This is a genomic window from Chania multitudinisentens RB-25 (assembly GCF_000520015.2).
Lineage (GTDB): Bacteria > Pseudomonadota > Gammaproteobacteria > Enterobacterales > Enterobacteriaceae > Chania > Chania multitudinisentens.
On record NZ_CP007044.2, the window covers coordinates 5,118,714 to 5,145,379 of the forward strand.

Here is a 26,666-nt window from a genome sequence, read left to right on the forward strand (position 1 = left end):
GATTAATCCTTGGGGAACTGCGTTTTTAATCCTGACGCAGGCGTACTAAATCGTCTTGCCGGATGGTGGAACCGATACCTGTGGCCGACGATGAATCACGCAACTGCTCTGCACTGGCATAAGGCGTCATCATGCCGCTGCTCACGGCATTGCCGAGCGCCTCAACGGTCTGCATAGCCACTGTGCTACGATCGAGATCTGACATTTGCCATAGCGGATTGAAGCTAAATGCAAAATCCTCTGGCAATGCTTTACCCAGCACGGAACGGTGCAGAATCGACATCAGGGTATAGACCGGGCGACGTAGCTGCCGCGCCTGCTGAGCCGCGATGCCATCGTAGTAATTCGCCAAATCCACATCACCGGTGGTAAAACCTGCCGGAGATTGACCAAACAGCCTGACCAACGGGATGTTAAGCGCCCCAGAAAGCTGTTGTGCAAACTGTGCCAATACCTCGGGTAAGCCATTGAGGTGATAGGCGTGGGTTTCAAACTTATCGCTGGCATCCATCAGCGTCAGGCCGTCAATTGACTGCCCTTGCTGAATGGCGGCCATCTGTGTCAACAATGCTTCTTTCGCCGGGCCTCCCATCGCCAGAATTTTGCGCAGGTCGGTCATGCTGTAAGTGCGCAAATGTGCTTTATTCATTAACTGCACGGCGGCGGTGGTGGCGCTATCAAATGCCAGTATTCGATCATAAATGCGCTCTATCACGCTGATGCCCCAGCCGTTTTCATCCTGCGTTAGCTGGCTGGGCAGGGTGATGCCATCAAAGCGTATCACCCGGCTGTAATGGATCTTCCACGGTGGAATACCGGTTGAGGTATCAGTGATCTGGTAGAAACGTGGTTGCCCTAAATCCGGCCCCAGCGTGCTTTCTCTCTCGTTCAGCGAGGGGGATACCATCCAGCGATTGATAGAGATCATGCCGCGAAATGTGCCCACTTTCACCGTCTCAGCCCGCAAAGGCGTTGACATATCCTCGCCATCAAGCAGGATTACGCCCAACGCACCGCCATACAAACGCCCTTGTTTGATAACGTTATTCAGGCTATCCCACAGGGCCAAACTTTCCCAGGCACTCTGTAGATGCAGTTTGGCATCAGGCTCCAGAGTGGAAGTTATCGAGATCCCATTACGGGTCATATCCTCGGCTACGGTATCCACCGCCGCGCCTACCAGCCAAGATGAACGGTAAGCCGTGTCAATGAATGACCGCTGGTTGCTGATCTTGCCGGGAAGCGCATTTTCACTGCCGGAAAATGGCGGCACACGGATACCTGGCAGCGGCAGGAGATCGCCGTTACCCACCAGGGTTGACGAGGTAGTTGTAGGCTGATTATTGAGTGGCGTATCTATTACCATTAGCTCCCCCTATACCCGTCAGACTCCAAATTACATGCGCTGAAGCCCGCCCGTGAGCCTAGCCCCTTCGGGGCCGCTGCAAGCAGTATTGCTGTAACTCGAATGATGCAGGGTATATATGGTTGAATAATATTTAACAAAATCTGTCTGCTGAATTGATTTTTATGCTTAAAAATCAATTAGAAATAACAACCTTTACGGTATAGAGGCATACCGTAAAGGTGCTTTTTGGTGCACAAACAAAAAAGCCCTTCACGTAAAGAGAAGGGCTTCAGGTGGCTGAGTTCAAGATACAACTCTTTGACCTTATAGTTGTTACTATACCTGATAATAATATAATTACAACACCTTTTTATTGTTATTTTGTTGTGGGTAAAAAAATACCGCCTGACGGCGGTATCTCAATAAAGTCGGTTGAAAATACACTCAAGCCGTTGCTGCCGGCTCGGTATAAGAGAAGATCTGCCCGGCGATGAAAGCCTCAGCAACACGCAACAGATTAGCGACATAACTCTGCGCTTTACCAATCTCTTTCGCCAAACGGTTCTGGCTGACACGATAGACATAATGAGCAACAATCAATTTATATGCCAGTAAATCAAAGCGTTTAAGCCCAGAAACCGCCGCGTCTATCAACATCCCCTCTTTGTCGTCGATACGTCTCAGATCGGAGCGGCTCATCGGCAGCGCTTCTTGAAAAGTGATATTTACCGTTGAATACTCGGTTCCCAGATGACAACGGGCCCAGTTTCCCCATGTCTCAAGGCTTGCTTTTACATTGTTCATTTTTGCTCCAAGACAAACTCAATACAGTTGTTGTATATTACTTACTTATAGTTGTTAAATCAATATAATTGAGTTGTATAAGCTCTCACAGGTTGTTATTGAATTTTTTTTACTTATAATCAGGGGAACAGGAGATAAATTATGCAAACTTTAGGTGAACGCCTGACCAAACGGCGGGAACAACTGGGCTTGAGCCAGAAAGCCCTGGCAGAGAAAGTGGGGGTCAGCCAGCAGTCCATCAATAAAATTGAGGCCGGGCAAACCCGCTCGCCGCGCAATCTAGAGAAACTGGCAGCGGCACTTTCGGTAACCTCACAGTGGTTGCTGTTTGGCGAGACAAACTCAACCACAACGTCGCCTAAGCTTGATGAAATCAAAGAGAGCCGCTTACGCGTCGAAGAGTGGGAATCGATGGAGCAGGATCAGAAAGAGTTCATTGATATCAAGGTGCTAGACGTTGAGGCATCAGCAGGCAGCGGTGCCATGCCTGAAGAAGAACGAGAAATCTATCGCTTGCCGTTTCGCCGCCATACTCTGCGCCGTTTGGGCGTCAATGCCCGTGATGCCCGCGTTGTCAGGGTCATTGGTAATAGCATGGCACCGCTGTTGCGCAGTGGTGATGTGGTGGGGATCGATACCGCCAATCAGTTTCCGATCAATGATGGCGATTATTACGCGATTCGGGACGGTGATTTAATCCGCGTCAAGCAGCTGGTGGCCAAGCCTGATGGTGGGGTTCTCATCAAGAGTTTCAATAGTGCAGAATATCCTGATGAATCGCTGAATCGCCAGGAATTTGAACAACGTATCCATATTATTGGACGAGTTTTCTGGTCTTCGACTATCTGGTAAAAATCATGAGGGGTATTCCCCCTCTGAGATTGATGACAAAGTGTTTTGTAGCCCGAGATACCCGGGCCTAGCGCACCGGGGGGCGCTCCGGCGGCTTACGCCGCTACGACCCCATCGGCACGCTCTCCCTAATATCTGACTTTGTCAGTAGTCTGTGAGGGGGTATTCCCCCTCTTTACCCGTAACCTCACCCTTCATGCAGCCCGCACTCGCGCTTCAGGCCGAAGAAACGGGTTTCTTCTTCACTCATTCCCTCTTCCCATTTACGGGTGGTATGAGTATCCCCCACCGACAGATAACCTTGTTCCCAGAGCGGGTGGTAACTCAGCCCATGCTCGGTCAGATACTGGTAAATCCGGCGATTATCCCAATCAATGATTGGCAGGATCTTAAATACGCCTCTCTGTATCGCCAGCACCGGCAGATTAGCGCGGCTGCCGGACTGCTCGCGGCGCAAACCGGCAAACCAGGTCTGTGCCCCCAAGGTTTCTAATGCACGGTTCATCGGCTCAACTTTGTTGATCTGATTGTATTTTTCAATCCCTTCAACCCCCTGCTCCCACAGTTTGCCGTAGCGCGCCTCTTGCCAGGCAGGTGAGTGTTCAGCACGGAATACCCGCAAATTCAGGTGCAACTTATCAGCCAATTGATCGATAAATTGATAGGTTTCTGGAAACAGGTAACCGGTATCGGTCAGGATCACCGGGATATCCGGTTTAATACGCGTGACCAGATGCAGACATACCGCTGCCTGGATACCAAAACTGGAGGAAAGTACAAACTCACCGGGTAAATGCTCCAGTGCCCATGCCACCCGTTCCTGCGCCGAAAGGTGTTCCAACTGACCGTTGACCATCGCCAAAGCCAGCGCCTGCCCGGATTTTGGTAGGGCATTCAACGCTGCAAGATCCAATTCAGCCATGTTGCTAGCCTCCTGATACTGATCGTGAATCCCCTCACCCACTCAGGGTGAGAGAGAAAATCTGTAGCCGGATTAAACAGCTTCTTTAGGTCAATCCCAGAAGTCGCGTGCTGAATCCACTACTGGCCGAACGATCCCACTACGGATCGTGAAATCACCAAAACCCTCACCTGTCGTGCGTTCTTTCGCCCAACGGCCTACCAATTGGTCGATTTCCTGCAAGATATCGTCTTCATTGATATTTTCGCGATACATACGTGGAATACGCGTCCCTTCACGGTTGCCCCCCAGATGCAGGTTATAGCGGCCAATCGCTTTACCCACCAGGCCAATCTCCGCCAACAGCGCACGACCACAGCCGTTCGGGCAGCCGGTGATGCGTAAAACAATATGTTCATCACCCACGCTATGCTGCTGCATGATGCCTTCCACCTTGGTGACAAACTCAGGCAAGAAGCGTTCAGCTTCCGCCATCGCCAGTGGACAAGTGGGATAAGACACGCAGGCCATCGAGTTTTTGCGCTGTTCGCTGACAGCGTCGTCGATCAAACCATGCTGGCGCGCCAATGCTTCGATCTTCGCCTTCTCTTTTTCTGGTACTCCGGCCACGATCAGGTTCTGGTTAGCCGTCAGGCGAAAATCACCCTGGTGAATCTTGGCAATTTCGGCCACGCCGGTTTTCAGCGGGCGCCCTGGATAATCCAGCAGACGGCCATTCTCGATAAACAGCGTCAGGTGCCACTGGCTATCAATACCTTTTACCCAGCCAATGCGATCGCCACGGCCAGTAAACTCATACGGGCGCACCGGTTCGAAGGTGATACCAGCACGTTTTTCGACTTCGGCACGGAAAGTATCCACCCCAACACGCTCCAGCGTGTATTTGGTTTTGGCATTCTTGCGATCGGTACGGTTGCCCCAATCACGTTGGGTGGTAACCACCGCTTCGGCAACCGCCAGCGTATGCGCCAGCGGGATATAACCGAATTCACTCGCCTTACGTGCATAGGTTTTCTTATTACCATGCTCAATAGACAGACCGCCGCCCACCAACAGGTTAAAACCCACCAGCTTGCCGTTTTCAGCAATTGCGACAAAGTTCATGTCATTGGCATGCAGATCCACATCATTCTGCGGTGGGATCACTACCGTAGTTTTAAACTTGCGGGGCAGGTAGGTAGCGCCAAGGATCGGTTCTTCATCGGTGGTCGCGACTTTTTCTTTATCCAACCACACTTCTGCATAGGCACGAGTACGCGGCAGCAAATGTTCGGAAATTTTCTTCGCCCATTCGTAGGCTTCCTGGTGCAGCTCAGACTCAACCGGATTCGAGGTACACAGCACGTTACGGTTAACGTCATTGGCGGTCGCCAGTGCATCGAGCCCCAGGCGGTTCAACAACTGATGCACCGGTTTCACATTGCCTTTCAGGATGCCGTGAAACTGAAACGTCTGGCGGTTGGTAATACGAATACTGCCGTACAGAGTGCTTTCCTGCGCAAATTTATCGATGCCCAGCCATTGCTGCGGCGTGATAACGCCGCCCGGCAGGCGGCAGCGCAGCATCATTGCGTGGCGCGGTTCCAGCTTTTGTTCAGCACGTTCAGCACGAATATCACGGTCATCTTGCTGATACATGCCGTGAAAACGGATCAACAGGAAGTTGTCGCCGTTGAAGCCGCCGGTCAGGCCGTCCTGCAAATCCTCCGCAATAGTACCGCGCAGGAAATTACTCTCTTTCTTCATGCGCTCGGCATCGGCCAATTTGCCTTCCACAACCAGCGGCCCAGGGTGTTTGTCACTCATCAGTAAACATCTCGCTGATAACGGCGCTCAATGCGCAGCTCACTTAAAAATTCATCTGCCTGCTCGGTATCCATGTCACCGTGCTCGGCCACCAGTGCTAATAATGCGTTTTCAACGTCTTTTGCCATGCGGTTGGCATCACCACAGACATAAATGTGCGCACCTTGCTGGAGCCAGCGCCACACTTCCGCTCCCTGCTCACGCAGTTTGTCCTGCACATACACTTTATGCTGCTGATCCCGTGACCAGGCCAGATCGATGCGGGTCAGCAAACCCTCTTTCACATAGCGTTGCCATTCGACCTGATACAGAAAATCTTCGGTAAAATGCGGGTTGCCGAACAACAGCCAGTTTTTCCCCCCGGCCCCCTCGGCTTCACGCTGTTGCATAAAAGCACGGAATGGCGCAATGCCAGTCCCAGGGCCAATCATAATCACCGGCGTTTCTGGATCGGCAGGCAGACGGAAATTGTCGTTATGTTCGATAAACACCCGCAGCTCACCCTCTTCTTCCAGGCGATCCGCCAAGAAGCTGGAAGCGCCGCCGGCGCGAGCACGGCCATCAATCTCGTAACGCACTACGCCCACGGTAATATGTACTTCGTTTTCATTCTCCGCCTGCGAGGAAGCGATAGAATACAGACGCGGCGTCAACGGGCGCAGCAGACCAAGCAGTTGTTCAGCCTGCAAATCAGCAGGGGCTTGGCGCACCATATCCACAATCGGCGTGTTATGGGCGTAATGTTGCAGCGCGGCTTTATCGGCTAACAGGCCGATCAGTTTTTCATCGCGCGACAGTGCAGCATACTTCTCCACGATCGGCGTGGTGTTTTGCGTCAGTTCAAAGTGGCTACGCATCGCATCGCGTAACGGCAGGGTTTTGCCTTCGACATCAACCGGCTCATCACCTTTCAGCCACAGCAGTTGCACCAGTTCATCCACCAGCGCGGGATCGTTGTCGAACCAGACGCCTAACGCATCGCCCGGTTGGTAGCGCAAACCGGAATCACCTAAATCAATCTCGATGTGGCGTACATCTTTATCCGAACCCCGGCCAGTGATCTTTTGTTTCACCGCCAGTTGTGCTGTCAACGGCTGTTCTTTGCTGTAAGGACTGCTGTCAAGCAGATCGACGGCACCGCTCACCGCGACACCCGGCGCGCTGTTTTCCGCGGGTGCCCGCGCTTTCAGCACGTTAACCACCTGCTTACGCCACGCGCTTGCCAGCTCTTGGTATTCCACATCGGCATCAATACGCTCAACCAAACGCTCTCCGCCCAATTCGGCCAGTTTGGCATCGAAGTCTTTACCGGACTGGCAAAAATTCTCGTAAGAAGTGTCGCCTAAACCGAATACGGCAAAGGCGGTCTTGGTCAGCTTTGGTGCTTTTTTCGAATGCAGGAATTTATGCAGCGCTACTGCTTCTTCTGCCGGTTCGCCCTCCCCTTGGGTGGAAGCCACTATCACCAGCAGGCGTTCCTGAGCGATTTGTTTGAATTTGTAGTCACCGGCATTCACCAGCGTGACGTTCAGTTTGGCTGCCAGCAGATCGTCACGCAGTTGTTCCGCCAACCGGCGCGCATTGCCGGTTTGTGAAGCGGAAATCACGGTGATACTGGCCGCAACGGCGGTAGGTGCAACGGGCGTACTAACGACCGCTCCCGGTTGCTGATTAACCATTCCCCAGAAATAACCGGACAGCCACGCCAGTTGCGTTGGTGAGTATTCACCAATCGTTGCCTGAAGGCGTGCCAGCTGTTCGGGTGTCAGCGGGAGCAAAGATGTTGGAGGAACCTGAGTCGTCATCGCAGTACGGATATCCTATGCTTAGCCAATGTTCAGTCGCTATTTGCTTGCCTGAAAAGATTCAGGAGAGTTTGTAAGGTTACCGAGCACCATTGCAACGCTTAAATAAGGGATAGCAATAAATAATAACCAAAATGACTAAGCTTTTTTTCTGGTAAGGGATAACGGTTAAAACGTTAAGTGCGTTTTTTTATCGATATGAAAATAAAGATTTTTTTTCATCCATCATTGAATGAATCGCATTTATAGCTGATAACCTCATCCGATAAGCTACGCGCCGATCAAACAAAAAAAGTGTTAAACCCTGGCTGCAAAAAACCAAGCGTTTAGCAGGGTATAAATGGTAATAAACGCTATTTTTCACTACACTATGCGGCATTTTTTTATTCAATGAGGCTGTAATAATGGCAACCACGCTATTTAAAGATTTTATGTTTGAAGCCGCACACCGTTTACCGCACGTTCCCGCAGGCCATAAATGCGGCCGCTTGCACGGGCATTCGTTTATGGTGCGGTTGGAAGTGACCGGCGAAGTGGATGCCTATACCGGCTGGGTTATGGATTTTGCTGAATTAAAAGCGGTGTTTAACCCGATTTGGGAACGCCTGGACCACCACTATCTGAATGAGATCCCTGGCCTGGAAAACCCAACCAGTGAAGTGCTGGCTGCCTGGATCTGGCAACAGCTCAAACCACAACTGCCAGCGTTAACGGCGGTGATCGTGAAAGAAACCTGTACCGCAGGCTGCGTGTATAAAGGTGAATAAAGACCTTTCCAACAGGCGATAACCTGATGGAAAGGGTGTTTAGGCAATATTCAGATACTTATGCGTCTGCATCGACAACCGCCAATTGCGGGCGATACAAGTTTCAATACACAAACGCGTTGCTTCTTCTTTCTGGCTAATCGGTTGCAGCGCAATAATACGGCGTTTCTTATCGTGCAACGTTGCCAGTAACTCATCCAGCGCAGCAATATCCCGCTCACGCCCGACCGGATGTTTAATCTCATCGGCTCGCCGCAGTGCCTGATCCAGCACCGTTAATCCTCCGCGCATCTTCACTTTAGGCGAAACCGTCACCCAGGTATTGGGAGAGCAGAAGATTTCGTGGGTGCCGCTGGTTTCTATCTGGCAAGCATAGCCATGGCTTTCGAACAACGTTGTCAGTGGCAACAGATCGTAAATACAGGGTTCTCCCCCCGTGATCACAATGTGGCGCGCGGTATACCCTTGCTGATGTACTACGCGAAGCAATTGCTCTGCCTTGGCACTCCCCCAGGTATCGCTCTCGGTGGTTTTTAGCAATATCCGTTGCATATCCACTTCCCGTTCAGCCCCCTTTTCCCAGGTATGTTTGGTATCACACCAACTGCATCCCACCGGGCACCCCTGCAAGCGGATAAAAATAGCCGGGACGCCGGTGAAATAGCCTTCCCCTTGCAAGGTTTGGAACATCTCATTAATCGGATACTGCATGGATTTCTCTATTCTGGCAGGGTAAAAAATCATTATCGCAGATCCAGCTTCTGCGACCAAACCGGGGTCAACACCTTTCATGGAACGACCGTTTTGCGTAGGTGCGCCACTGTGCTTGATGAGGACGTTATCTTCACCACTAACTTGTAATGGGTATGTAAAAATATTGTGATTCGTCGCGCAAAAACGATGCGATTTTAATTCATTTTTGTCGAATAGCTCACTGTTTCACCACAGGTTCACAACGGTTTTATCGGGTCTAAAAACCATATTGCAATGATTTTTAAGTATAAAAAATTTTAATTGTGATTTTTCCATCGCAGAATGGTTAGTATTGCATATGCTTGTACATACAAGTATATGTTAATTAACCCGACACAATGTTATGACCCGTGATCAATTTGCTGTGTCATGAAATCTGTATCGATACTGTCTGAGGAAATAGCTGTGACTGCAAATAACAAAGTTCGCAACGTCGATATACGCGCTCCCCGTGGTACACAATTAAACGCCAAAAGCTGGCTGACCGAAGCGCCCCTGCGCATGCTGATGAACAACCTCGATCCTGAAGTGGCGGAAAACCCGCACGAGCTGGTGGTTTACGGTGGCATCGGCCGCGCTGCCCGTGATTGGGATTGCTACGATAAGATTGTGGAAACCCTTAAAAAACTGGAAGACGACGAAACCCTGCTGGTGCAGTCCGGCAAGCCCGTCGGCGTATTCAAAACCCACAGCAACGCTCCGCGTGTGTTGATCGCCAACTCCAACCTGGTGCCACATTGGGCAACCTGGGAACACTTCAATGAACTGGATGCCAAAGGCCTGGCAATGTATGGCCAGATGACCGCCGGTAGCTGGATCTACATCGGCAGCCAGGGCATTGTTCAAGGCACTTATGAAACCTTCGTTGAAGCAGGCCGCCAGCACTATGATGGCAACCTACAGGGCCGCTGGGTATTGACTGCCGGGTTAGGTGGCATGGGCGGCGCCCAACCACTGGCCGCTACGCTGGCCGGGGCTTGTTCGCTGAACATCGAATGCCAGCAGAGCCGCATCGATTTCCGTCTGAAAACCCGCTATGTCGATGAACAGGCGACCGATCTGGACGACGCATTGGCACGTATCAAGCAATACACTGCCGCAGGCAAAGCCATCTCCATTGCTTTGTGTGGCAACGCGGCCGAGATTTTGCCGGAACTGGTCAAACGCGGCGTGCGCCCAGATATGGTCACCGATCAGACCAGCGCCCACGATCCGCTGAACGGCTATCTGCCGAAGGGCTGGAGCTGGGAGGAATACCGCCGCCGTGCGCAAACCGAACCCGCGCAGGTGGTCAAAGCGGCCAAGCAATCAATGGCTGAACATGTTGCAGCCATGCTGGCGTTCCAGAAAATGGGCGTACCGACTTTTGACTATGGCAACAATATCCGTCAGATGGCAAAAGAAATGGGCGTCAGCAACGCCTTTGATTTCCCAGGCTTTGTGCCAGCCTACATCCGCCCGTTGTTCTGCCGGGGCATTGGTCCGTTCCGCTGGGCGGCGCTGTCCGGCGATCCGCAGGATATCTATAAAACCGATGCGATGGTGAAAGAGTTGATCCCAGACGATGCGCATTTGCATCATTGGCTCGATATGGCGCGTGAGCGCATCAGCTTCCAGGGTTTGCCAGCGCGTATCTGCTGGGTTGGCCTGGGCCAACGCGCTAAATTGGGGCTGGCGTTCAACGAGATGGTGCGCCGTGGCGAGCTGTCTGCCCCGATCGTGATTGGCCGTGACCATCTGGATTCCGGTTCAGTATCCAGCCCGAACCGCGAAACCGAATCAATGCAAGATGGCTCCGATGCGGTATCCGATTGGCCGCTGCTCAATGCCCTGCTGAACACCGCCAGCGGCGCGACTTGGGTTTCTTTGCACCACGGTGGCGGCGTAGGCATGGGCTTTTCCCAGCATTCTGGAATGGTGATCGTCTGTGACGGTACTGATGAAGCCGCTGAACGTATTGCCCGCGTGTTGCATAACGATCCAGCCACCGGCGTGATGCGCCATGCCGATGCAGGCTATGATATCGCTATCGATTGTGCACGCGAACAAGGCCTCAATCTGCCGATGATCGCCGCTACTCAGGGAGAGCAAGCATGAAAGCGCTGACTATCCGCCCGGGCAAACTGACGCTTGCCGAACTGCGCCAGGTTTACCAACATCCGGTGAAACTGACCTTGGACGATCATGCTTATGGCGCGATCCAGCAAAGCGTGGCCTGCGTAGAACGCATTGTGGAAGAAAACCGTACTACTTACGGTATCAACACCGGCTTTGGCCTGCTGGCCTCAACCCGTATCGCCCGTGAAGATTTGGAAAACCTGCAACGTTCCATTGTGCTTTCTCATGCGGCAGGCGTTGGCACACCGACCGATGACCATCTGGTGCGCCTGATTATGGTGTTGAAGATCAACAGCCTGTCACGGGGTTTTTCCGGTATTCGGCTAGAAGTGATTCAGGCCCTGATCGCCCTGGTGAACGCCGAAGTGTATCCACATATCCCGCTGAAAGGTTCCGTTGGCGCCTCCGGCGATCTGGCACCGCTGGCACACATGAGCCTGGTATTGCTGGGGGAAGGTAAAGCCCGTTATCAGGGGGAATGGTTGCCCGCAGCCGAAGCCCTGGCCAAAGCCGGCCTGAAACCCCTTCAGCTTGCCGCCAAAGAAGGGTTGGCTTTGCTGAACGGCACACAGGTTTCTGCGGCCTTTGCCCTGCGCGGTCTGTTTGATGCAGAAGACCTGTACGCGGCAGCGACCGTTACCGGCAGCCTGACGGTAGAAGCAGCATTAGGTTCCCGTAGCCCGTTCGATGCACGGATCCATGAAGTACGCGGCCAGCGCGGGCAGATCGATGCCGCTGCGGCTTACCGCCACCTGTTAGGAAAACGCAGCGCGGTGTCCGACTCGCACCACAATTGTGAAAAGGTGCAGGATCCGTACTCCCTGCGCTGCCAGCCACAGGTGATGGGGGCCTGCCTGACGCAGATTCGCCAGGCTGCGGAAGTGCTGGAGATCGAAGCCAATGCGGTTTCCGACAACCCGCTGGTATTTGCTGAGCAGGGCGACGTGCTGTCCGGCGGTAATTTCCACGCGGAACCAGTGGCAATGGCCGCCGACAATCTGGCGTTGGCATTCGCTGAAATCGGTTCGCTCGCCGAGCGCCGTATTTCTTTGTTGATGGATAAACACATGTCGCAGCTACCCCCATTTCTGGTGGATAACGGCGGCGTAAACTCCGGCTTTATGATCGCTCAGGTCACCGCGGCAGCGCTGACCAGCGAAAATAAAGCGCTGGCACATCCGGCCAGCGTTGACAGTATCCCGACCTCTGCCAATCAGGAAGACCATGTTTCCATGGCTCCAGCCGCAGGCCGCCGCCTGTGGGAAATGGCAGATAATGTGCGGGGTATCCTTGCCGTGGAATGGCTCGCTGCCTGCCAGGGCCTGGATCTGCGTAAAGGCCTGCAAACCACTGAAGGCCTGGAGCAGGCTCGCCGCCTGCTACGTGAGCATGTCAGTTACTACGATAAGGATCGGTTCTTCGCCCCTGATATCGAAACCGCCAGTAAGTTGTTGTTGGCGGGTCACTTGACATCGCTGGTGCCTGCGGCACTCTTGCCTAGCCAAGCGTAGCAATTTCTCTACAATACCCATGGATTTCACACCGCAGCCAACCCGGCTACGGTGTGAAAAACAAAAGGGTACACTCTACAAGTTCGTACTCTGTCCCACCGCGGCTCGTTCCCCCGGTGTGGACAGTGCTGCCTGTCCGACAACTACTCTAAAACGGGGAAGCAACATGCGTAACGAAAAAACTCAACTCCGGCGCGGCTTGAACGCACGGCACATTCGCTTTATGGCTTTGGGTTCCGCTATCGGTACCGGGCTGTTTTACGGTTCGGCAGGAGCCATCCAACTGGCAGGCCCCGCAGTGCTGCTGGCCTATCTGGTTGGCGGCGCAGCGGTTTTTATGGTGATGCGCGCACTGGGGGAAATGGCGGTTCATCAGCCCGTTTCCGGTTCCTTCGGTCATTATGCCAGCCACTATCTTGGCCCGCTGGCCGGGTTCCTCACCGGTTGGACCTATACTTTTGAAATGGTGATCGTGGCCCTGGCTGACGTTACCGCCTTTGGCATCTATATGGGGCTGTGGTTCCCAGATGTCGCCCAGTGGGTTTGGGTGCTGAGTATTATTATGTTTATCGGCGCACTCAACATGTGCAGCGTCAAAGTGTTTGGTGAAATGGAGTTCTGGCTTTCACTGGTAAAAGTAGTGGCCATTATCGCGATGATCGTTGGCGGTGCGGCTGTGATGCTGTTTGGTTTCGGCCAGGCGCAAGAGGCCACCGGTTTCAGTAACCTGTGGCAACACGGCGGCTTTATGCCAAACGGTATTAGCGGCGTTGTCGCTTCTCTGGCAGTGGTCATGTTTGCCTTCGGTGGCATTGAAATTATCGGTATTACCGCCAGCGAAGCCAAAGATCCGGCAACAGTACTGCCGAAAGCCATCAACTCCGTCCCACTACGCATACTGTTGTTCTACGTGTTGACCTTACTGGTGCTGATGGCCATCTACCCTTGGAACAGCATCGGCCAGAAAGGCAGCCCGTTTGTAGAGATTTTCAGTAACCTGGGTATCAGCTCCGCTGCCAGCGTGCTGAACGTTGTCGTGATCACCGCCGCTATTTCAGCCATCAATAGCGACATCTTTGGCGCAGGCCGCATGATGTACGGTATGGCGAGTGACGGGCAGGCACCAAAAAGCTTCTCGAAACTGACCTCCAACGGAGTCCCCTGGATGACCGTACTGGTGATGTCCGTCGCACTCCTACTGGCAGTGGTACTCAACTATTTCATCCCGAAACAGATCTTCATGATCATTGCGTCGATCGCCACCTTTGCCACCGTGTGGGTATGGCTGATGATCCTGCTTTCGCAGATCGCCATGCGCCGCACCCTGACCAAAGAAGAAGTCAGCCAACTGAGTTTCCCGGTGCCTTGGTGGCCGCTGGCTCCGGCGCTAGCCACGGTATTTATGCTGTTTGTCATCGGCCTGCTCGGTTACTTTGAAGCAAGCCGCATTGCTTTGTATGTCGGGCTGGTTTGGGTGGCGCTGCTCACTCTGGCCTACTGGCTGTGGGTGCGTAAAAAAGCCCCTCTCACCGTGACCTCACCACAAAACCTGTAAACCAGGCAGTGGAAGATAAACATCATTTAAGTCAGTTTTAGGGCAACCCGCACGCTGGGTTGCCACTGATGAAGCCAGCCTGCCATTCCCCAAACATGCTTGGCCGATTGGCTACCCACTTCAGAATACCCCTCTCAATCAGTATTCAGAATTTGCAGACTAAGAGCCGATTAAAATAGGCTCTTAGCATTCTATTTAGTTTGGTACATGACCCCACGCTGCCCGCTATTCCCCCCACTAAAGGCCGCAATAGCACACGCAGTAGTAAAATGGGTATCAATACCCGGTTTACCCGCATCATCAAACCGATTTTATTTTTAATCTGGAATTTATCGTTAACTCGAGGATAATAACTAAGAATATTCTTGCAAAGATATCCATATTCTATTTTATTCTAAAAATAATTATTATTTTATTTACCTCGCATAAAATAATCCCTAGCATGAATTATTTACCAATGTTATTTAATTAACATAAGGATGTTGTTTTCTATATATTATTTTTTATGTATTAATTTGCAAGTCGAATTTTAAGAATTTTCTTAAAAACCAGCCCATAGTGAAGTTTAGTGAATGTTTTTTACATTAAGTTACATGTGTGATAGTCTCCTGCCATTAATCAAATTTATCTCTATAATTAAATTGGATTTTATGTGGGACTAATCTGACTAAACATGGAATGTATTGAAACACTTATACCATCTTTATGCTCTATCTAATCATAATCATAGCTTATTATTAGTAATTTATTCCTTTAAATGTTTACTCGTTAATTATCCACCTAACGAGCGATGACATCACATGCACAATGAATAGTGTGGTTAAAAAGCTGCAAGGAGAATCAGCATGAGCATTATTTATATTGAGCGTTCACCACTATGCCAGTTGGGAATGAAGGCATTATTAGCGCAAGATATTCTTTGTTTATCTCATCCTTCCATCGACTTTCTGCAAAATGGAAAGACTCATTTTAATCTGATTATAATGAATTTTCCTGAGAAAATTTACCTGTTTGAAGAATATATTCTATTCCTCAAACACATTCGAGCGCTCAACCCCAAGATAAAAACACTGTTTTTTATTGATAAAATTTCCCCCTTGGTGCTGTCTTTAATTGCCCGAGCACATCCTGATGCGATATTGGATAAGAAGGAAAAGACCGATGTGGTATTCGAAATGTGCCTGGCCTTACTACAGCAGGAAGCGCCGGTAGCCAATGGCCACACCTGGAGCACCAAAAAACCCCCCATGATTACACCCGGCGAAGTCATTGTGCTTTGTGAAATAGCCCGTAATGAAAGCATTAACAGCATTGCACAACGGTTGCACTTGCACCCGAAAACCATTTATTCCCACTTGAATAACGCGAGTAAAAAATTCGGTATCTGTAACCGCGTTGAACTCTTGAAAATGATCGCCATGCTGTAACCGCATCGCCTTCTACCGCTGTTGTTCTGAAATAAACCAGCCACTGGTGATGTGAAGCCTATTACAAGGAAGGGCAGTAAAATATCAGGGGGATGATAACAATAACGGGGAATGCTTTAACATTCCCCGTATGTATTTTCTAATATCGCTCTCTTTCAAGCTACAGATGTTTCCTGTCTCTTGAAATCTATGGATATATTGCCGTTACTGGCCTTTAACTTCTTTCAGACCGTTGAACGGTGCGCGGCTACCCAGAGCTTCTTCGATACGAATCAGTTGGTTGTATTTAGCCACACGGTCAGAACGGCTCATAGAACCGGTTTTGATCTGACCAGCCGCGGTGCCTACCGCCAAGTCAGCGATGGTTGCATCTTCAGTTTCACCTGAACGGTGAGAGATCACCGCAGTGTAACCCGCATCTTTCGCCATCTTGATAGCTGCCAGAGTTTCGGTCAGAGAACCGATCTGGTTGAACTTGATCAGAATGGAGTTAGCAATACCTTTATCGATGCCTTCTTTCAGGATCTTGGTGTTGGTAACAAACAGATCGTCACCCACCAATTGGATTTTGTCGCCCAGCACTTTGGTCTGGTAGGCAAAACCATTCCAGTCAGACTCGTCTAGACCATCTTCAATAGAAACGATCGGATACTGCTTGGTCAGATCTTCCAGGAAGTGTGTGAACTCTTCGGAAGTGAAAGCTTTGTTGCCTTCGCCAGCCAGAACGTATTTACCGTCTTTGTAGAACTCAGAAGCTGCGCAGTCCATCGCCAGGGTAATGTCTTTGCCCAGCTCGTAGCCTGCCGCTTTCACCGCTTCAGCAATAACAGCCAGAGCTTCTGCGTTGGAGCCCAGGTTCGGCGCATAGCCACCTTCGTCACCCACTGCCGTGTTCATGCCTTTAGCTTTCAACACTTTTGCCAGGTGATGGAATACTTCAGAACCCATACGTACAGCTTCTTTCAGGGTTTTAGCGCCAACCGGCTGAATCATGAACTCCTGAATGTCAACGTTGTTATCCGCGTGCTCACCACCGTTGATGATGTTCATCATCGGCAGAGGCATAGAGAATTTGCCCGGAGTGTTATTCAGTTCAGCAATGTGTTCGTACAGCGGCATTCCTTTGGAAGCCGCAGCAGCTTTGGCCGCCGCCAGAGAAACTGCCAGAATGGCGTTAGCACCAAACTTGGATTTGTTCTCTGTGCCGTCCAGCTCGATCATGATTTTATCGATGTTAGCCTGGTCTTTGGCATCTTTACCCTGCACGGCCTGAGCGATTGGGCCATTGACCGCAGCAACGGCTTTCAGTACGCCTTTACCCAGGAAACGAGATTTGTCACCGTCACGCAGTTCCAGCGCTTCGCGGGAACCGGTGGAAGCACCTGACGGCGCAGCAGCCAGACCAACGAAACCACCTTCCAGATGCACTTCGGCTTCAACAGTTGGGTTGCCGCGTGAGTCGATGATTTCACGGCCGATGACTTTCACAATTTTGGACATATCTATTTTCCTCAAGTCGCAAGTTAAACTATTCCCATCGTCTTCCAGGCTACCGCTTGAAATACTTTGGGTATAAAACCCCAGACAAATAACGCGCGGTTTCTGCCGCGCGCTATTTACCAAAACTCTTATTTCACCTGACGCTTCTGGTGTTCACCCGCTGCTTTGACAAAACCAGCGAACAACGGATGCCCATCACGCGGCGTTGACGTAAATTCAGGGTGGAACTGACAAGCGACAAACCACGGATGATTTGGCAGCTCGATAATTTCAACCAGCTTGTTATCCGCAGAACGACCGGCCACACGTAAACCCGCAGCTTCAATCTGCTTCAACAGCATATTATTGACTTCATAGCGGTGACGGTGGCGTTCAACAATGGTGGGTTCACCATACATCTGGCGCACCAGGCTGTTGTCGATCAGGTGGCATTGCTGCCCACCAACGCGCATTGTGCCACCCAAATCGCTTTCTTCGGTACGCACTTCAACATTGCCTTCTTCGTCACGCCATTCAGTGATTAACGCAACCACTGGATACTTACAATCTGGCATAAACTCAGTTGAATTGGCATTTGCCATACCCGCAACGTTGCGAGCAAATTCAATCAACGCCACCTGCATACCCAGGCAAATACCCAGATAAGGAACGTTGTTTTCACGCGCATATCGCGCCGTCATCACCTTGCCTTCTACCCCACGATAGCCGAAACCACCCGGGATCAGAATCGCATCCAATCCTTTCAGGACTTCAACACCACGAGTTTCGACATCCTGTGAATCAATCAGCTTGATATTCACGGTCAGGCGATTTTTCAAACCACCGTGTTTCAGCGCTTCAATCACGGATTTGTAAGCATCTGGCAGTTCGACATATTTGCCGACCATGCCGATAGTCACTTCACCGCCCGGATTCGCCTCTTCATAAACCACCTGTTCCCACTCGGCCAGGTTGGCTTCCGGCGCGCTGAGGCTGAATCGTTTACAAATATAATCGTCCAGCCCTTGAGATTTCAATAGGCCAGGGATTTTATAAATAGAATCAATATCTTTCAGCGAGATAACCGCTTTTTCCGGCACGTTACAGAACAAGGCGATTTTAGCACGCTCATTCGCAGGCACGGTACGGTCGGAACGGCAGATCAACACATCCGGCTGAATGCCGATGGAGAGCAGCTCTTTAACCGAGTGCTGGGTTGGTTTGGTTTTCACTTCACCAGCGGCCGCCAGATACGGCACCAGGGTCAAATGCATGTACAACGTGTGCTCGCGGCCCACTTCAACCGCCATCTGACGGATGGCTTCCAAAAATGGCAGGGATTCAATATCCCCCACGGTACCGCCCACCTCGACCAGCACCACATCATGGCCCGCGCCGCCTTCGATGATGCGTTCTTTGATGGCATTGGTGATATGCGGAATAACCTGTACGGTCGCGCCCAGGTAGTCGCCACGGCGTTCTTTACGCAAAACGTCGGAATAGATACGGCCAGTCGTGAAATTGTTACGACGCGTCATTTTAGTGCGGATGAAGCGCTCGTAGTGGCCCAAATCCAAATCGGTTTCTGCGCCGTCTTCGGTGACGAAAACTTCCCCATGCTGAATCGGGCTCATGGTGCCCGGATCCACGTTGATGTACGGGTCCAGTTTCATGATGGTAACGTTGAGGCCACGGGCTTCGAGAATAGCCGCCAGAGAGGCTGCGGCAATGCCTTTACCCAGAGAGGAAACGACCCCGCCGGTCACAAAAATATAATTAGTTGTCATGCTGAACCTGAGAGTTTAGGTTTAAAGACGATGGAAGTACCAAGACGGGAAAGTAGTATACCCGAACCTCTCTTGACCTACAAACGATCGTTTTGCCATCCATCATCTCTGTCACCAACGTGAGTTCATCCAGGTTTAATCAGCCAGCATTACTCTTTCTGCCTTTTAAAAACAATAGGTTAATGTAACACCTTGTCCGTAAACAGCCTTCCGAGGCACTAAAACACCTTACATTTCAGTTTATTGACTTTTCTGCCACAGAATGTACCGCTCAGCAAGATAGGCGACGGAGCTTAACCGTTTCAGTGTGAGCAAACCTTGTTGCCGATCAAACAAGTGATACTGTCGGCAATACTGCTTCAGATTAACGTTCCTGCTGTTTCACCTGTTGCCAAGCCGTTTCCATCTGTTCCAATGTCGCATTTTTCATCTGCAAGCCACGCTGCTGCATGATCTCTTCTACCTGACGGAAACGGCGTTCAAACTTGCGGTTGGCTACCTGTAAAGCATTTTCAGCCTTATGACCAAGATGGCGGGAAAGATTGACCGTGGCGAACAGCAGATCGCCAATCTCTTCTTCCAGCTTCTGCTCATCCACCACCGCTTGCTGCGCTTCATGCATCACTTCGTCAAGCTCTTCATACACCTTACCCAGCACCGGGCCCAACGTATCCCAATCGAAGCCGACCGTGGCACAGCGTTTTTGAATTTTGTGGGCTTTCATCAGCGCGGGCAACGCATTGGGAATGTCATCCAATACCGAGTACAACGCTTTCTCGGCTCGCTCATCAGCCTTTAGTTGTTCCCAACGAGCAGAGACGGCTGCGCTATCGGCAACATCCGCCGTACCAAAAATATGCGGGTGGCGGCGCTCCAGCTTGGCGCTGATGGCATCACAGATCTGCTCGAAATCAAACAACCCCTGCTCCTGCCCCATTTGGGCGTAGAACACCACCTGGAATAACAGATCACCCAGTTCATCGCGCAGATCGGCATAGTCCTGGCGTTCAATGGCATCCAGCACTTCGTAAGTTTCTTCCAGCGTATAAGGTGCGATCGTCGCAAACGTTTGTTTACGATCCCACGGACAACCTGACTGTGGATCGCGCAAGGTTTTCATGATGGTCAGCAGGCGTTGTAACGAGGTGGATTGGGTCATGTAACAATCTCTGGCAAAAGAATAAGCACAAAACATTATGCCCGTATGGAAGGAATACCCAATGGATTTCGAGATGCCTCAACGTTGGCCCGGTTCACACATAAACCTGGCCAACGTTCACAACCCATCACCATGCAGCTTGAAGATTCAACTGCCATGCAGGCGTTTAGCATCAATCACATCCGGCAACTGATTAAGTTTGGCCAACACGCGCCCCAGCACCTGCTGGTTGTAGATTTCAATATCCATATCGATGGTGGCCAACTGCTTTTTGGTGTCACTCCTGCTGGCAACCCCCAGCACGTTGACCTTTTCGTTGGCCAGAATGGTGGTGATATCGCGCAGCAAACCACTGCGATCGTTCGCCACCACCCGCACCACCAGCGAATAACCGCTGGAATAGCTTTCCCCCCACACGGCATCAACGATGCGTTCCGGCGCGTGGGATTGCAGATCGGCCAGTTGATCACAATCTGCCCGGTGGATCGAAATCCCCCGCCCTTGAGTGATAAAGCCCACAATGTCGTCACCGGGGATCGGCTGGCAACAACGAGCAATATGGTGCATCAGATTACCGACGCCTTCCACCACCACTCGGCCATTGTCTTTACTGCGGCCGCTGGCTGGGGCTTTCTGCTGGGTCAACTGACGCAGCGCCTGACGATCCTGCTCTTCGGCGCTTGGCTTATTGAGCTTGCCCTGTAGGAAATTAACCATCTGATTCAGGCGGATATCCCCACCGCCAATGCCCGCCAGCACTTCATCCAATGAATTGACGTTGTAGCGCGGGATCAGCAGCTTTTCAGCCTCTTTCAGGCTGATACCCAGGTGTTCCAATTCATTGTCCAGCATTTGCCGCCCGGCCAGGATATTTTTGTCACGATCCTGTTTACGGAACCAGTTGTGGATCTTCGAACGCCCACGGCTGGTGGTGATATAGCCGAGGTTCGGATTCAGCCAGTCACGGCTGGGGTTCGGCTGCTTCTGGGTGATCACTTCAATCTGATCGCCCATCTGCAACTGATAGGTAAACGGCACGATACGGCCGCCAATCTTGGCACCGATACAGCGATGACCAACGTCGCTGTGAATATGGTAGGCAAAATCGAGCGGCGTGGAACCCGCTGGCAGATCCACCACATCGCCTTTCGGGGTAAACACGTAGACGCGATCGTCGAAAACCTGGCTACGCACTTCATCAAGCATTTCGCCCGAATCCGCCATCTCTTCCTGCCAGGCGATCAGTTTACGCAGCCAGGCGATACGCTCTTCATAGCCGGAGCGGGCGGTCACCACCGCACCCTCTTTATATTTCCAATGTGCGGCCACGCCCAGTTCAGCATCTTCGTGCATCTGGCGGGTACGGATCTGAATTTCTAGCGTTTTGCCACTCGGGCCAAGCACCACGGTATGAATCGATTGATAACCGTTCGGCTTCGGGTTGGCAACGTAGTCGTCAAACTCATCGGGCAGATGGCGGAAATGGGTATGCACAATGCCCAGCGCCGCATAGCAATCCTGTAGACGTTCTACCACCACACGCACCGCACGCACGTCGAACAATTCGTCAAACGCCAGCGATTTCTTCTGCATTTTGCGCCAGATGCTGTAGATGTGTTTTGGCCGACCATAGATTTCCGCTTTGACGCCTTCGGTCACCATTGCTTTGTGCAACGAGGCAACAAAATCATCAATAAACTGTTCGCGATCAATGCGGCGTTCGTGCAGCAATTTGGCAATACGTTTGTATTCATCCGGGTGCAGGTAACGGAAGCAGAAATCTTCCAGCTCCCATTTCAACTGACCGATACCGAGGCGGTTGGCCAGCGGAGCATAAATGTTGAAGCACTCCTTGGCCGCCAGCACGCGCTCATCTTCCGGCGCATCTTTGACCTCACGCAGATGGGCAATACGCTCCGCCAGCTTGATGACCACACAGCGGAAATCCTCCACCATCGCCAACAGCATACGGCGCACGTTGTCGACCTGTTCAGAGCCCATTGAATCGTTATGCGTGGCTTTCAACTGGCGAATGGCGTCCATGTCACGCACGCCGTGCACCAGCGAAGTAATCTCTTTACCAAATGCTTCGGTCAGGGTTTCTTCCGGCACGATGCCCGCATTCACCAGCGGGAACAGCAGCGCGGCGCGCATGCTGTCGTTGTCCATGCTGAGGGTTGAGAGAATTTCCACCATTTCCAGGCCACGCCCGAGTAATAAAGGCGCATCGGGATAACCTTGGGTTTGCTGTTCACAATAACGCCACGTGGTGGCTAATCGCTCACATGACTGCGGGTTAGGTAGCCTCAGGCTGGCAATCCAATCATCAAGCGCGAATTCACCCGCCGTATTCAGATGTGCACTTCTTACCGCAACCATAACTTCTCCCTACTTTGCAGCGACCCTGGGCACTTTGGTAAACAGCGCCATGGATTCAAGATGCCCCGTATGTGGAAACATGTCTAACATCCGCACACGGGCAAGACAATAACCGGCGTCCAGTAGCACTTTACTATCACGCGCCAGCGTGGTGGGGTTACAGGAAACATACACCACCCGCTTTGGTGCCAGTTTTACAATATGTGACATCACTCCAGCTGCGCCGGCACGAGCAGGATCCAACATCACTTTATCAAACCCTTGAGCTGCCCAAGGCTGCTGTGCAACATCTTCCTCCAGATTCTGATGGAAAAACGACACATTACTCAGCAAATTCTTATGTGCATTATATTGCCCATTCGCGACTAACGTGGCAACACCTTCAATGCCAACAACCGCTTTGGCTCGCCGGGCTAACGGTAAGGTAAAATTGCCCATCCCGCAAAACAGATCCAATATCCGATCATTGGGATTAATCTCTAACCATTCAAGGGCCTGAGCCACCATTTGCTGATTTACCGCACCATTAACCTGGATAAAATCGCGCGGGCTGAAATCTAAGCGTAGTCCGTCAACCTGATAATACGGCGTTTCACCACACAGTTTTTCCAGCCGTTCGCTGTCTGGGGCCAGATAAACCGTCAGTTTTCGTGGCTGCGCAAAAACCCGTAGCGCTTGCCGATCACGCTCTGCCAGCGTATCGAGGTGACGCAACACCAGCAGCGGGCCATTATCCGCTAATACCAGTTCGACATGGCCCAAACGCCTGACCGCCTGTAAACCATTGAGGCACTCATGCAGCGGCACCAGCAGTTGTTCCAATTCAGGAGCCAATACCGGGCATTGCTTCACAACGACCAAATCGGCTGAAGCAGCCTGACGAAACCCCATCAGCAACTTTTGCTGTTTCGGCTGCCACAACAATCCCAAGCGTGCTCGCCGGCGGTAACCGTATTGCGGCCCGGCGATCACCGGCTCCTGCTGCGGAGTGACCCCCGTTTCGCGGCTGATCATCCTCAGCAATGCTGCCGCTTTGCTCTGTTGCTGTAAGGCTTCCGAAGCATGCTGCTGTTGGCACCCCCCACAGAGGCCAAAATACAGGCAACGGGGCTCAACCCGCTGCGGGCTATGGTTCAACAACTGCTTCACCTTGCCTTTGGCAAATTGGCGTTTGCTTTCCGTCAGTTGAATTTCCGCCTGTTCACCTGGCAATACACCAGCAACAAAAACCGCTTTCCCTTCATGACGCGCCACGCCCTGGCCGAATGGATCGAGGTCTGTTACCGTTACAGTGAATATTTGTGGAACTGGCCGAGTCGTCACGCGGCGTTTAGAAGAGTAAAATTGCGCCATAAATTGTCGATTAAGTGCGGGTTCATGTTCATTAAGTTAAACTGTATCCGGCAATTCTCCCACATTGGAATCCCATGACCAAATACAGCCTGCGTGCGCGCATGATGATACTGATCCTGGCACCAACGTTATTGATCGGTTTGCTGCTCAGTACTTTCTTTGTGGTGCATCGTTACAACGAGCTGCAAGAACAGTTGGTTGACGCTGGTGCCAGCATCATCGAACCTCTGGCAGTGGCCAGCGAATACGGCATGACCTTCCGTAGCCGCGAATCAGTCAGGCAGTTAGTCAGCCTGCTGCATCGCCGCCATTCGGATATCGTTCGTTCAATTACCGTATTTGATGCAGAGAATAATCTTTTCGTCACTTCCAATTATCACCACAATTATACTCAATTGCAGTTGCCGAAAAATGTGCCATTGCCCACTGAACTGATGCTGACCCGGCGCGGTGAGTCTTTGATTTTGCGCACTCCGATCCTGTCAGAAACACCTTATCCCGATGAAACCACCGGCAGTGAACTGCAAGCCGATCAAAAACTGGGATATGTCGCCATTGAGCTGGATCTCAAATCAGTACGGTTGCAACAATATAAAGAGATCTTCGTTTCTACCCTACTGTTATTCCTGTGCATGTGTATCGCCATCCTGTTTGCCTATCGCCTGATGCGCGACGTCACCGGCCCGATCCGCAATATGGTTAACACCGTAGACCGCATTCGCCGTGGTCAGCTCGATAGCCGGGTTGAAGGTTTTATGCTCGGTGAACTGCATATGCTGAAAAATGGCATCAACTCCATGGCGATGTCACTGACCGCTTACCATGAAGAAATGCAGCAGAATATTGATCAAGCCACCTCCGATCTGCGTGAGACACTGGAGCAAATGGAGATCCAGAACGTCGAACTGGATCTGGCGAAAAAGCGGGCGCAGGAAGCCGCACGCATCAAATCCGAATTCCTGGCGAATATGTCTCATGAACTGCGAACTCCACTCAATGGAGTGATTGGTTTTACACGCCAGATGCTAAAAACCGACCTGAGCGTTACGCAGATCGATTATCTGCAAACCATTGAGCGTTCAGCCAATAATCTGCTAACTATTATCAATGATGTGTTGGACTTCTCCAAGCTGGAGGCCGGCAAACTGGTACTGGAACATATTCCGTTCTCGCTGCGGGAAACGCTGGATGAAGTGATTGTGCTGCTGGCACCCAGCGCCCACGAAAAAGGGCTGGAGCTGACGCTGGATGTGCAAAATGATGTTCCTGAACAAGTGATTGGCGATTCGCTGCGTTTGCAACAGGTGATCACCAATCTGCTCGGCAATGCCATCAAATTCACCGAAACCGGCAATATCGATATCCGCGTTGAATTACGTAATCAATTGGAACGGCAAGTGGAATTGGAAGTGCAGGTTCACGATACCGGCATCGGTATTTCTGAACGCCAGCAATCGCAGTTGTTCCAGGCATTTCGTCAGGCGGATGCCAGCATTTCACGCCGCCACGGCGGTACCGGGCTGGGCCTGGTCATCACCCAGAAACTGGTGACCGAAATGGGTGGCGATATCTGTTTCCACAGCCAATTGAACAAAGGTTCAACCTTCTGGTTCCACGTCACGCTTGATCTCAATGAAAGCATGCTATTACTGCCGCCTAGCCTGCCGGATCTGCGTGGTAAAATGCTGGCTTACATCGAAGCCAATCCAACGGCGGCGCAGGCAACCCTGAATATGCTAAGCATCACACAGCTGACGGTGATCCATTCACCGACGTTGGGGAAACTGCCGAAAAACGATTACGACTTCCTGCTGGTGGGCGTTCCGATCCCCTATCGCGACAGCATCGCCCAGCACCGGGAAAAATTGCTGGATGCCCTGAAAATCGCCAATCGGGTGATCCTCGCTTTACCGAGCCAGTCGCAGGTTGATGCCGAGGCGATGAAGAAACTTGGGGCCATTGGCTGTCTGATCAAACCAATTTCCTGTAATCGTTTGTATCCACTACTGCGTATGGAGCCCACACATCGCCCAGCCTTGCCGCCAGAGCGTAAACGCCTGCCGCTCACGGTCATGGCCGTGGACGATAATCCGGCAAACCTGAAACTGATTGGCACTTTGCTGGCTGAGCAGGTAGAAAAAACGCTGTTGTGCGGCAGTGGTGAAGAAGCGATTGCACTGGCCCGTGATAACGTACTGGATATGATCCTGATGGACATCCAGATGCCAAATATCGATGGTATTCGTGCGAGCGAATTGATTCGCCAGATCCCTCATCACAATTCTACGCCGATCATCGCAGTCACGGCTCACGCGATCAGCGGTGAGCGTGAGTATTTGTTACAGGCAGGCATGGATGACTATTTGGCAAAACCAATTGATGAAGCCATGCTGACGCATGTGCTGGCCCGTTACTATACCAACGAAGGGGCGTTGGAACCGGTTACCCCACGCAATAATCCATCAACAGAGCAGCCTTTATCGCTGGACTGGCCGCTGGCGCTGCGCCAGGCTGCCAACAAAGAAGATTTGGCGCAGGATCTACTGCGCATGCTGGTTGAATTCCTGCCGCAGGTCAGTGAGCGGATACAGGCTCTGTTGGCAGGGAAGCCAGACGACGAGATTCTCGATCTGATCCACAAATTGCACGGCAGTTGCAGCTACAGCGGTGTTCCACGCCTCAAACAACTGTGCTACTACCTTGAGCAACAGCTGCGCCAGGGAGTAAGCAACAGTGATTTGGAACCGGAATGGCTGGAATTGCTGGATGAGATAGAGTTAGTTCAGACCGAGGCTCGTTTCCAATTGGGCAATACCTGATCCATCATATAAAAGCATCAGG

General features: G+C 51.6%; 18 protein-coding genes. 7 read left to right on the forward strand and 11 right to left on the reverse strand.

Annotated features, from left to right (window positions below):
• Positions 1 to 25: 25 nt before the first annotated feature.
• Both Z042_RS22820 and Z042_RS22825 read right to left on the reverse strand, forming a co-directional pair.
• Positions 26 to 1,366: a DUF1073 domain-containing protein gene (locus Z042_RS22820; RefSeq protein ID WP_024910412.1), complete on the reverse strand. Its 1,341-nt coding sequence runs from the start codon at positions 1,364 to 1,366 to the stop codon at positions 26 to 28.
• A gap of 426 nt (positions 1,367 to 1,792) precedes the next feature.
• Positions 1,793 to 2,152, reverse strand: a complete 360-nt coding sequence (locus tag Z042_RS22825) for an antiterminator Q family protein (protein WP_024910411.1) — start codon at positions 2,150 to 2,152, stop codon at positions 1,793 to 1,795.
• Between the two features lie 141 nt (positions 2,153 to 2,293).
• Between Z042_RS22825 and Z042_RS22830 the strand changes: the two genes are divergently transcribed.
• A complete protein-coding gene (locus Z042_RS22830; RefSeq protein WP_024910410.1) occupies positions 2,294 to 3,004 on the forward strand; it encodes an XRE family transcriptional regulator in 711 nt (236 codons plus the stop codon).
• Positions 3,005 to 3,191: 187 nt separating this feature from the next.
• On the opposite strand, the gene Z042_RS22835 is transcribed toward Z042_RS22830, so the two are convergent.
• The 3 genes from Z042_RS22835 to cysJ form a co-directional block, all read right to left on the reverse strand.
• On the reverse strand, positions 3,192 to 3,926 hold the full coding sequence (locus tag Z042_RS22835) for a phosphoadenylyl-sulfate reductase (protein WP_024910409.1): 735 nt from the start codon (positions 3,924 to 3,926) through the stop codon (positions 3,192 to 3,194).
• A 90-nt stretch (positions 3,927 to 4,016) separates the two neighbouring features.
• On the reverse strand, positions 4,017 to 5,732 hold the full coding sequence (cysI, locus tag Z042_RS22840) for an assimilatory sulfite reductase (NADPH) hemoprotein subunit (protein ID WP_024910408.1): 1,716 nt from the start codon (positions 5,730 to 5,732) through the stop codon (positions 4,017 to 4,019).
• Entirely contained in the window at positions 5,732 to 7,537 is a 1,806-nt protein-coding gene (gene cysJ / locus Z042_RS22845) for an NADPH-dependent assimilatory sulfite reductase flavoprotein subunit (RefSeq protein ID WP_024910407.1), read from the reverse strand. Before cysJ ends, cysI begins: the two co-directional genes overlap by 1 nt.
• Before the next feature lie 404 nt (positions 7,538 to 7,941).
• Here cysJ and queD point away from each other — a divergent pair, with 404 nt between their 5' ends.
• Entirely contained in the window at positions 7,942 to 8,304 is a 363-nt protein-coding gene (queD, locus tag Z042_RS22850; protein WP_024910406.1) for a 6-carboxytetrahydropterin synthase QueD, read from the forward strand.
• 39 nt (positions 8,305 to 8,343) lie between these two features.
• Here the strand turns inward: queD and queE are convergent, their stop codons facing one another.
• Positions 8,344 to 9,015 carry a 7-carboxy-7-deazaguanine synthase QueE gene (queE, locus tag Z042_RS22855; protein WP_024910405.1) on the reverse strand — a complete coding sequence of 224 codons (672 nt, stop codon included), beginning with the start codon at positions 9,013 to 9,015 and terminating at the stop codon, positions 8,344 to 8,346.
• Positions 9,016 to 9,462: 447 nt separating this feature from the next.
• On the opposite strand from queE, the gene hutU reads away from it, so the two are divergent.
• The 4 genes from hutU to Z042_RS22875 all read left to right on the forward strand — a co-directional run bounded on the left by hutU (position 9,463) and on the right by Z042_RS22875 (position 15,668).
• A complete protein-coding gene (gene hutU, locus Z042_RS22860; RefSeq protein WP_024910404.1) occupies positions 9,463 to 11,154 on the forward strand; it encodes a urocanate hydratase in 1,692 nt (563 codons plus the stop codon).
• Positions 11,151 to 12,686: a histidine ammonia-lyase gene (hutH, locus tag Z042_RS22865; protein ID WP_024910403.1), complete on the forward strand. Its 1,536-nt coding sequence runs from the start codon at positions 11,151 to 11,153 to the stop codon at positions 12,684 to 12,686. The genes hutU and hutH overlap by 4 nt, the downstream gene beginning before the upstream one ends.
• Before the next feature lie 166 nt (positions 12,687 to 12,852).
• Positions 12,853 to 14,241 carry an amino acid permease gene (locus tag Z042_RS22870; RefSeq protein WP_024910402.1) on the forward strand — a complete coding sequence of 463 codons (1,389 nt, stop codon included), beginning with the start codon at positions 12,853 to 12,855 and terminating at the stop codon, positions 14,239 to 14,241.
• 845 nt (positions 14,242 to 15,086) lie between these two features.
• Entirely contained in the window at positions 15,087 to 15,668 is a 582-nt protein-coding gene (locus Z042_RS22875) for a helix-turn-helix transcriptional regulator (protein WP_024910401.1), read from the forward strand.
• Between the two features lie 204 nt (positions 15,669 to 15,872).
• Here the strand turns inward: Z042_RS22875 and eno are convergent, their stop codons facing one another.
• From eno to rlmD, 5 genes are all read right to left on the reverse strand, one after another.
• A complete protein-coding gene (gene eno / locus Z042_RS22880) occupies positions 15,873 to 17,168 on the reverse strand; it encodes a phosphopyruvate hydratase (protein WP_024910400.1) in 1,296 nt (431 codons plus the stop codon).
• 128 nt (positions 17,169 to 17,296) lie between these two features.
• Positions 17,297 to 18,934, reverse strand: coding sequence for a glutamine hydrolyzing CTP synthase (gene pyrG / locus Z042_RS22885; protein WP_024910399.1), 1,638 nt, complete (start codon positions 18,932 to 18,934; stop codon positions 17,297 to 17,299).
• A 364-nt stretch (positions 18,935 to 19,298) separates the two neighbouring features.
• Positions 19,299 to 20,093 (reverse strand): nucleoside triphosphate pyrophosphohydrolase, encoded by a 795-nt coding sequence (gene mazG / locus Z042_RS22890; protein WP_024910398.1) that lies wholly within the window; start codon positions 20,091 to 20,093, stop codon positions 19,299 to 19,301.
• Positions 20,094 to 20,240: 147 nt separating this feature from the next.
• The gene (gene relA / locus Z042_RS22895) at positions 20,241 to 22,472 is read right to left on the reverse strand and encodes a GTP diphosphokinase (RefSeq protein WP_024910397.1); all 2,232 of its coding nucleotides are present in this window, start codon (positions 22,470 to 22,472) and stop codon (positions 20,241 to 20,243) included.
• 9 nt (positions 22,473 to 22,481) lie between these two features.
• Entirely contained in the window at positions 22,482 to 23,825 is a 1,344-nt protein-coding gene (rlmD, locus tag Z042_RS22900; RefSeq protein WP_024910396.1) for a 23S rRNA (uracil(1939)-C(5))-methyltransferase RlmD, read from the reverse strand.
• Positions 23,826 to 23,899: 74 nt separating this feature from the next.
• Here rlmD and barA point away from each other — a divergent pair, with 74 nt between their 5' ends.
• Positions 23,900 to 26,644, forward strand: a complete 2,745-nt coding sequence (gene barA, locus Z042_RS22905; protein ID WP_024910395.1) for a two-component sensor histidine kinase BarA — start codon at positions 23,900 to 23,902, stop codon at positions 26,642 to 26,644.
• The last annotated feature ends 22 nt before the right edge of the window (positions 26,645 to 26,666 follow it).

Bases quoted from the DNA above. Each gene is read 5' to 3' on its own strand.
- Z042_RS22820 (WP_024910412.1), bottom strand. From the start codon at position 1,366: ATGGTAATAGATACGCCACTCAATAATCAGCCTACAACTACCTCGTCA.
- Z042_RS22825 (WP_024910411.1), bottom strand. From the start codon at position 2,152: ATGAACAATGTAAAAGCAAGCCTTGAGACATGGGGAAACTGGGCCCGT.
- Z042_RS22830 (WP_024910410.1), top strand. From the start codon at position 2,294: ATGCAAACTTTAGGTGAACGCCTGACCAAACGGCGGGAACAACTGGGC.
- Z042_RS22835 (WP_024910409.1), bottom strand. From the start codon at position 3,926: ATGGCTGAATTGGATCTTGCAGCGTTGAATGCCCTACCAAAATCCGGG.
- cysI (WP_024910408.1), bottom strand. From the start codon at position 5,732: ATGAGTGACAAACACCCTGGGCCGCTGGTTGTGGAAGGCAAATTGGCC.
- cysJ (WP_024910407.1), bottom strand. From the start codon at position 7,537: ATGACGACTCAGGTTCCTCCAACATCTTTGCTCCCGCTGACACCCGAA.
- queD (WP_024910406.1), top strand. From the start codon at position 7,942: ATGGCAACCACGCTATTTAAAGATTTTATGTTTGAAGCCGCACACCGT.
- queE (WP_024910405.1), bottom strand. From the start codon at position 9,015: ATGCAGTATCCGATTAATGAGATGTTCCAAACCTTGCAAGGGGAAGGC.
- hutH (WP_024910403.1), top strand. From the start codon at position 11,151: ATGAAAGCGCTGACTATCCGCCCGGGCAAACTGACGCTTGCCGAACTG.
- Z042_RS22870 (WP_024910402.1), top strand. From the start codon at position 12,853: ATGCGTAACGAAAAAACTCAACTCCGGCGCGGCTTGAACGCACGGCAC.
- Z042_RS22875 (WP_024910401.1), top strand. From the start codon at position 15,087: ATGAGCATTATTTATATTGAGCGTTCACCACTATGCCAGTTGGGAATG.
- eno (WP_024910400.1), bottom strand. From the start codon at position 17,168: ATGTCCAAAATTGTGAAAGTCATCGGCCGTGAAATCATCGACTCACGC.
- pyrG (WP_024910399.1), bottom strand. From the start codon at position 18,934: ATGACAACTAATTATATTTTTGTGACCGGCGGGGTCGTTTCCTCTCTG.
- mazG (WP_024910398.1), bottom strand. From the start codon at position 20,093: ATGACCCAATCCACCTCGTTACAACGCCTGCTGACCATCATGAAAACC.
- relA (WP_024910397.1), bottom strand. From the start codon at position 22,472: ATGGTTGCGGTAAGAAGTGCACATCTGAATACGGCGGGTGAATTCGCG.
- rlmD (WP_024910396.1), bottom strand. From the start codon at position 23,825: ATGGCGCAATTTTACTCTTCTAAACGCCGCGTGACGACTCGGCCAGTT.
- barA (WP_024910395.1), top strand. From the start codon at position 23,900: ATGACCAAATACAGCCTGCGTGCGCGCATGATGATACTGATCCTGGCA.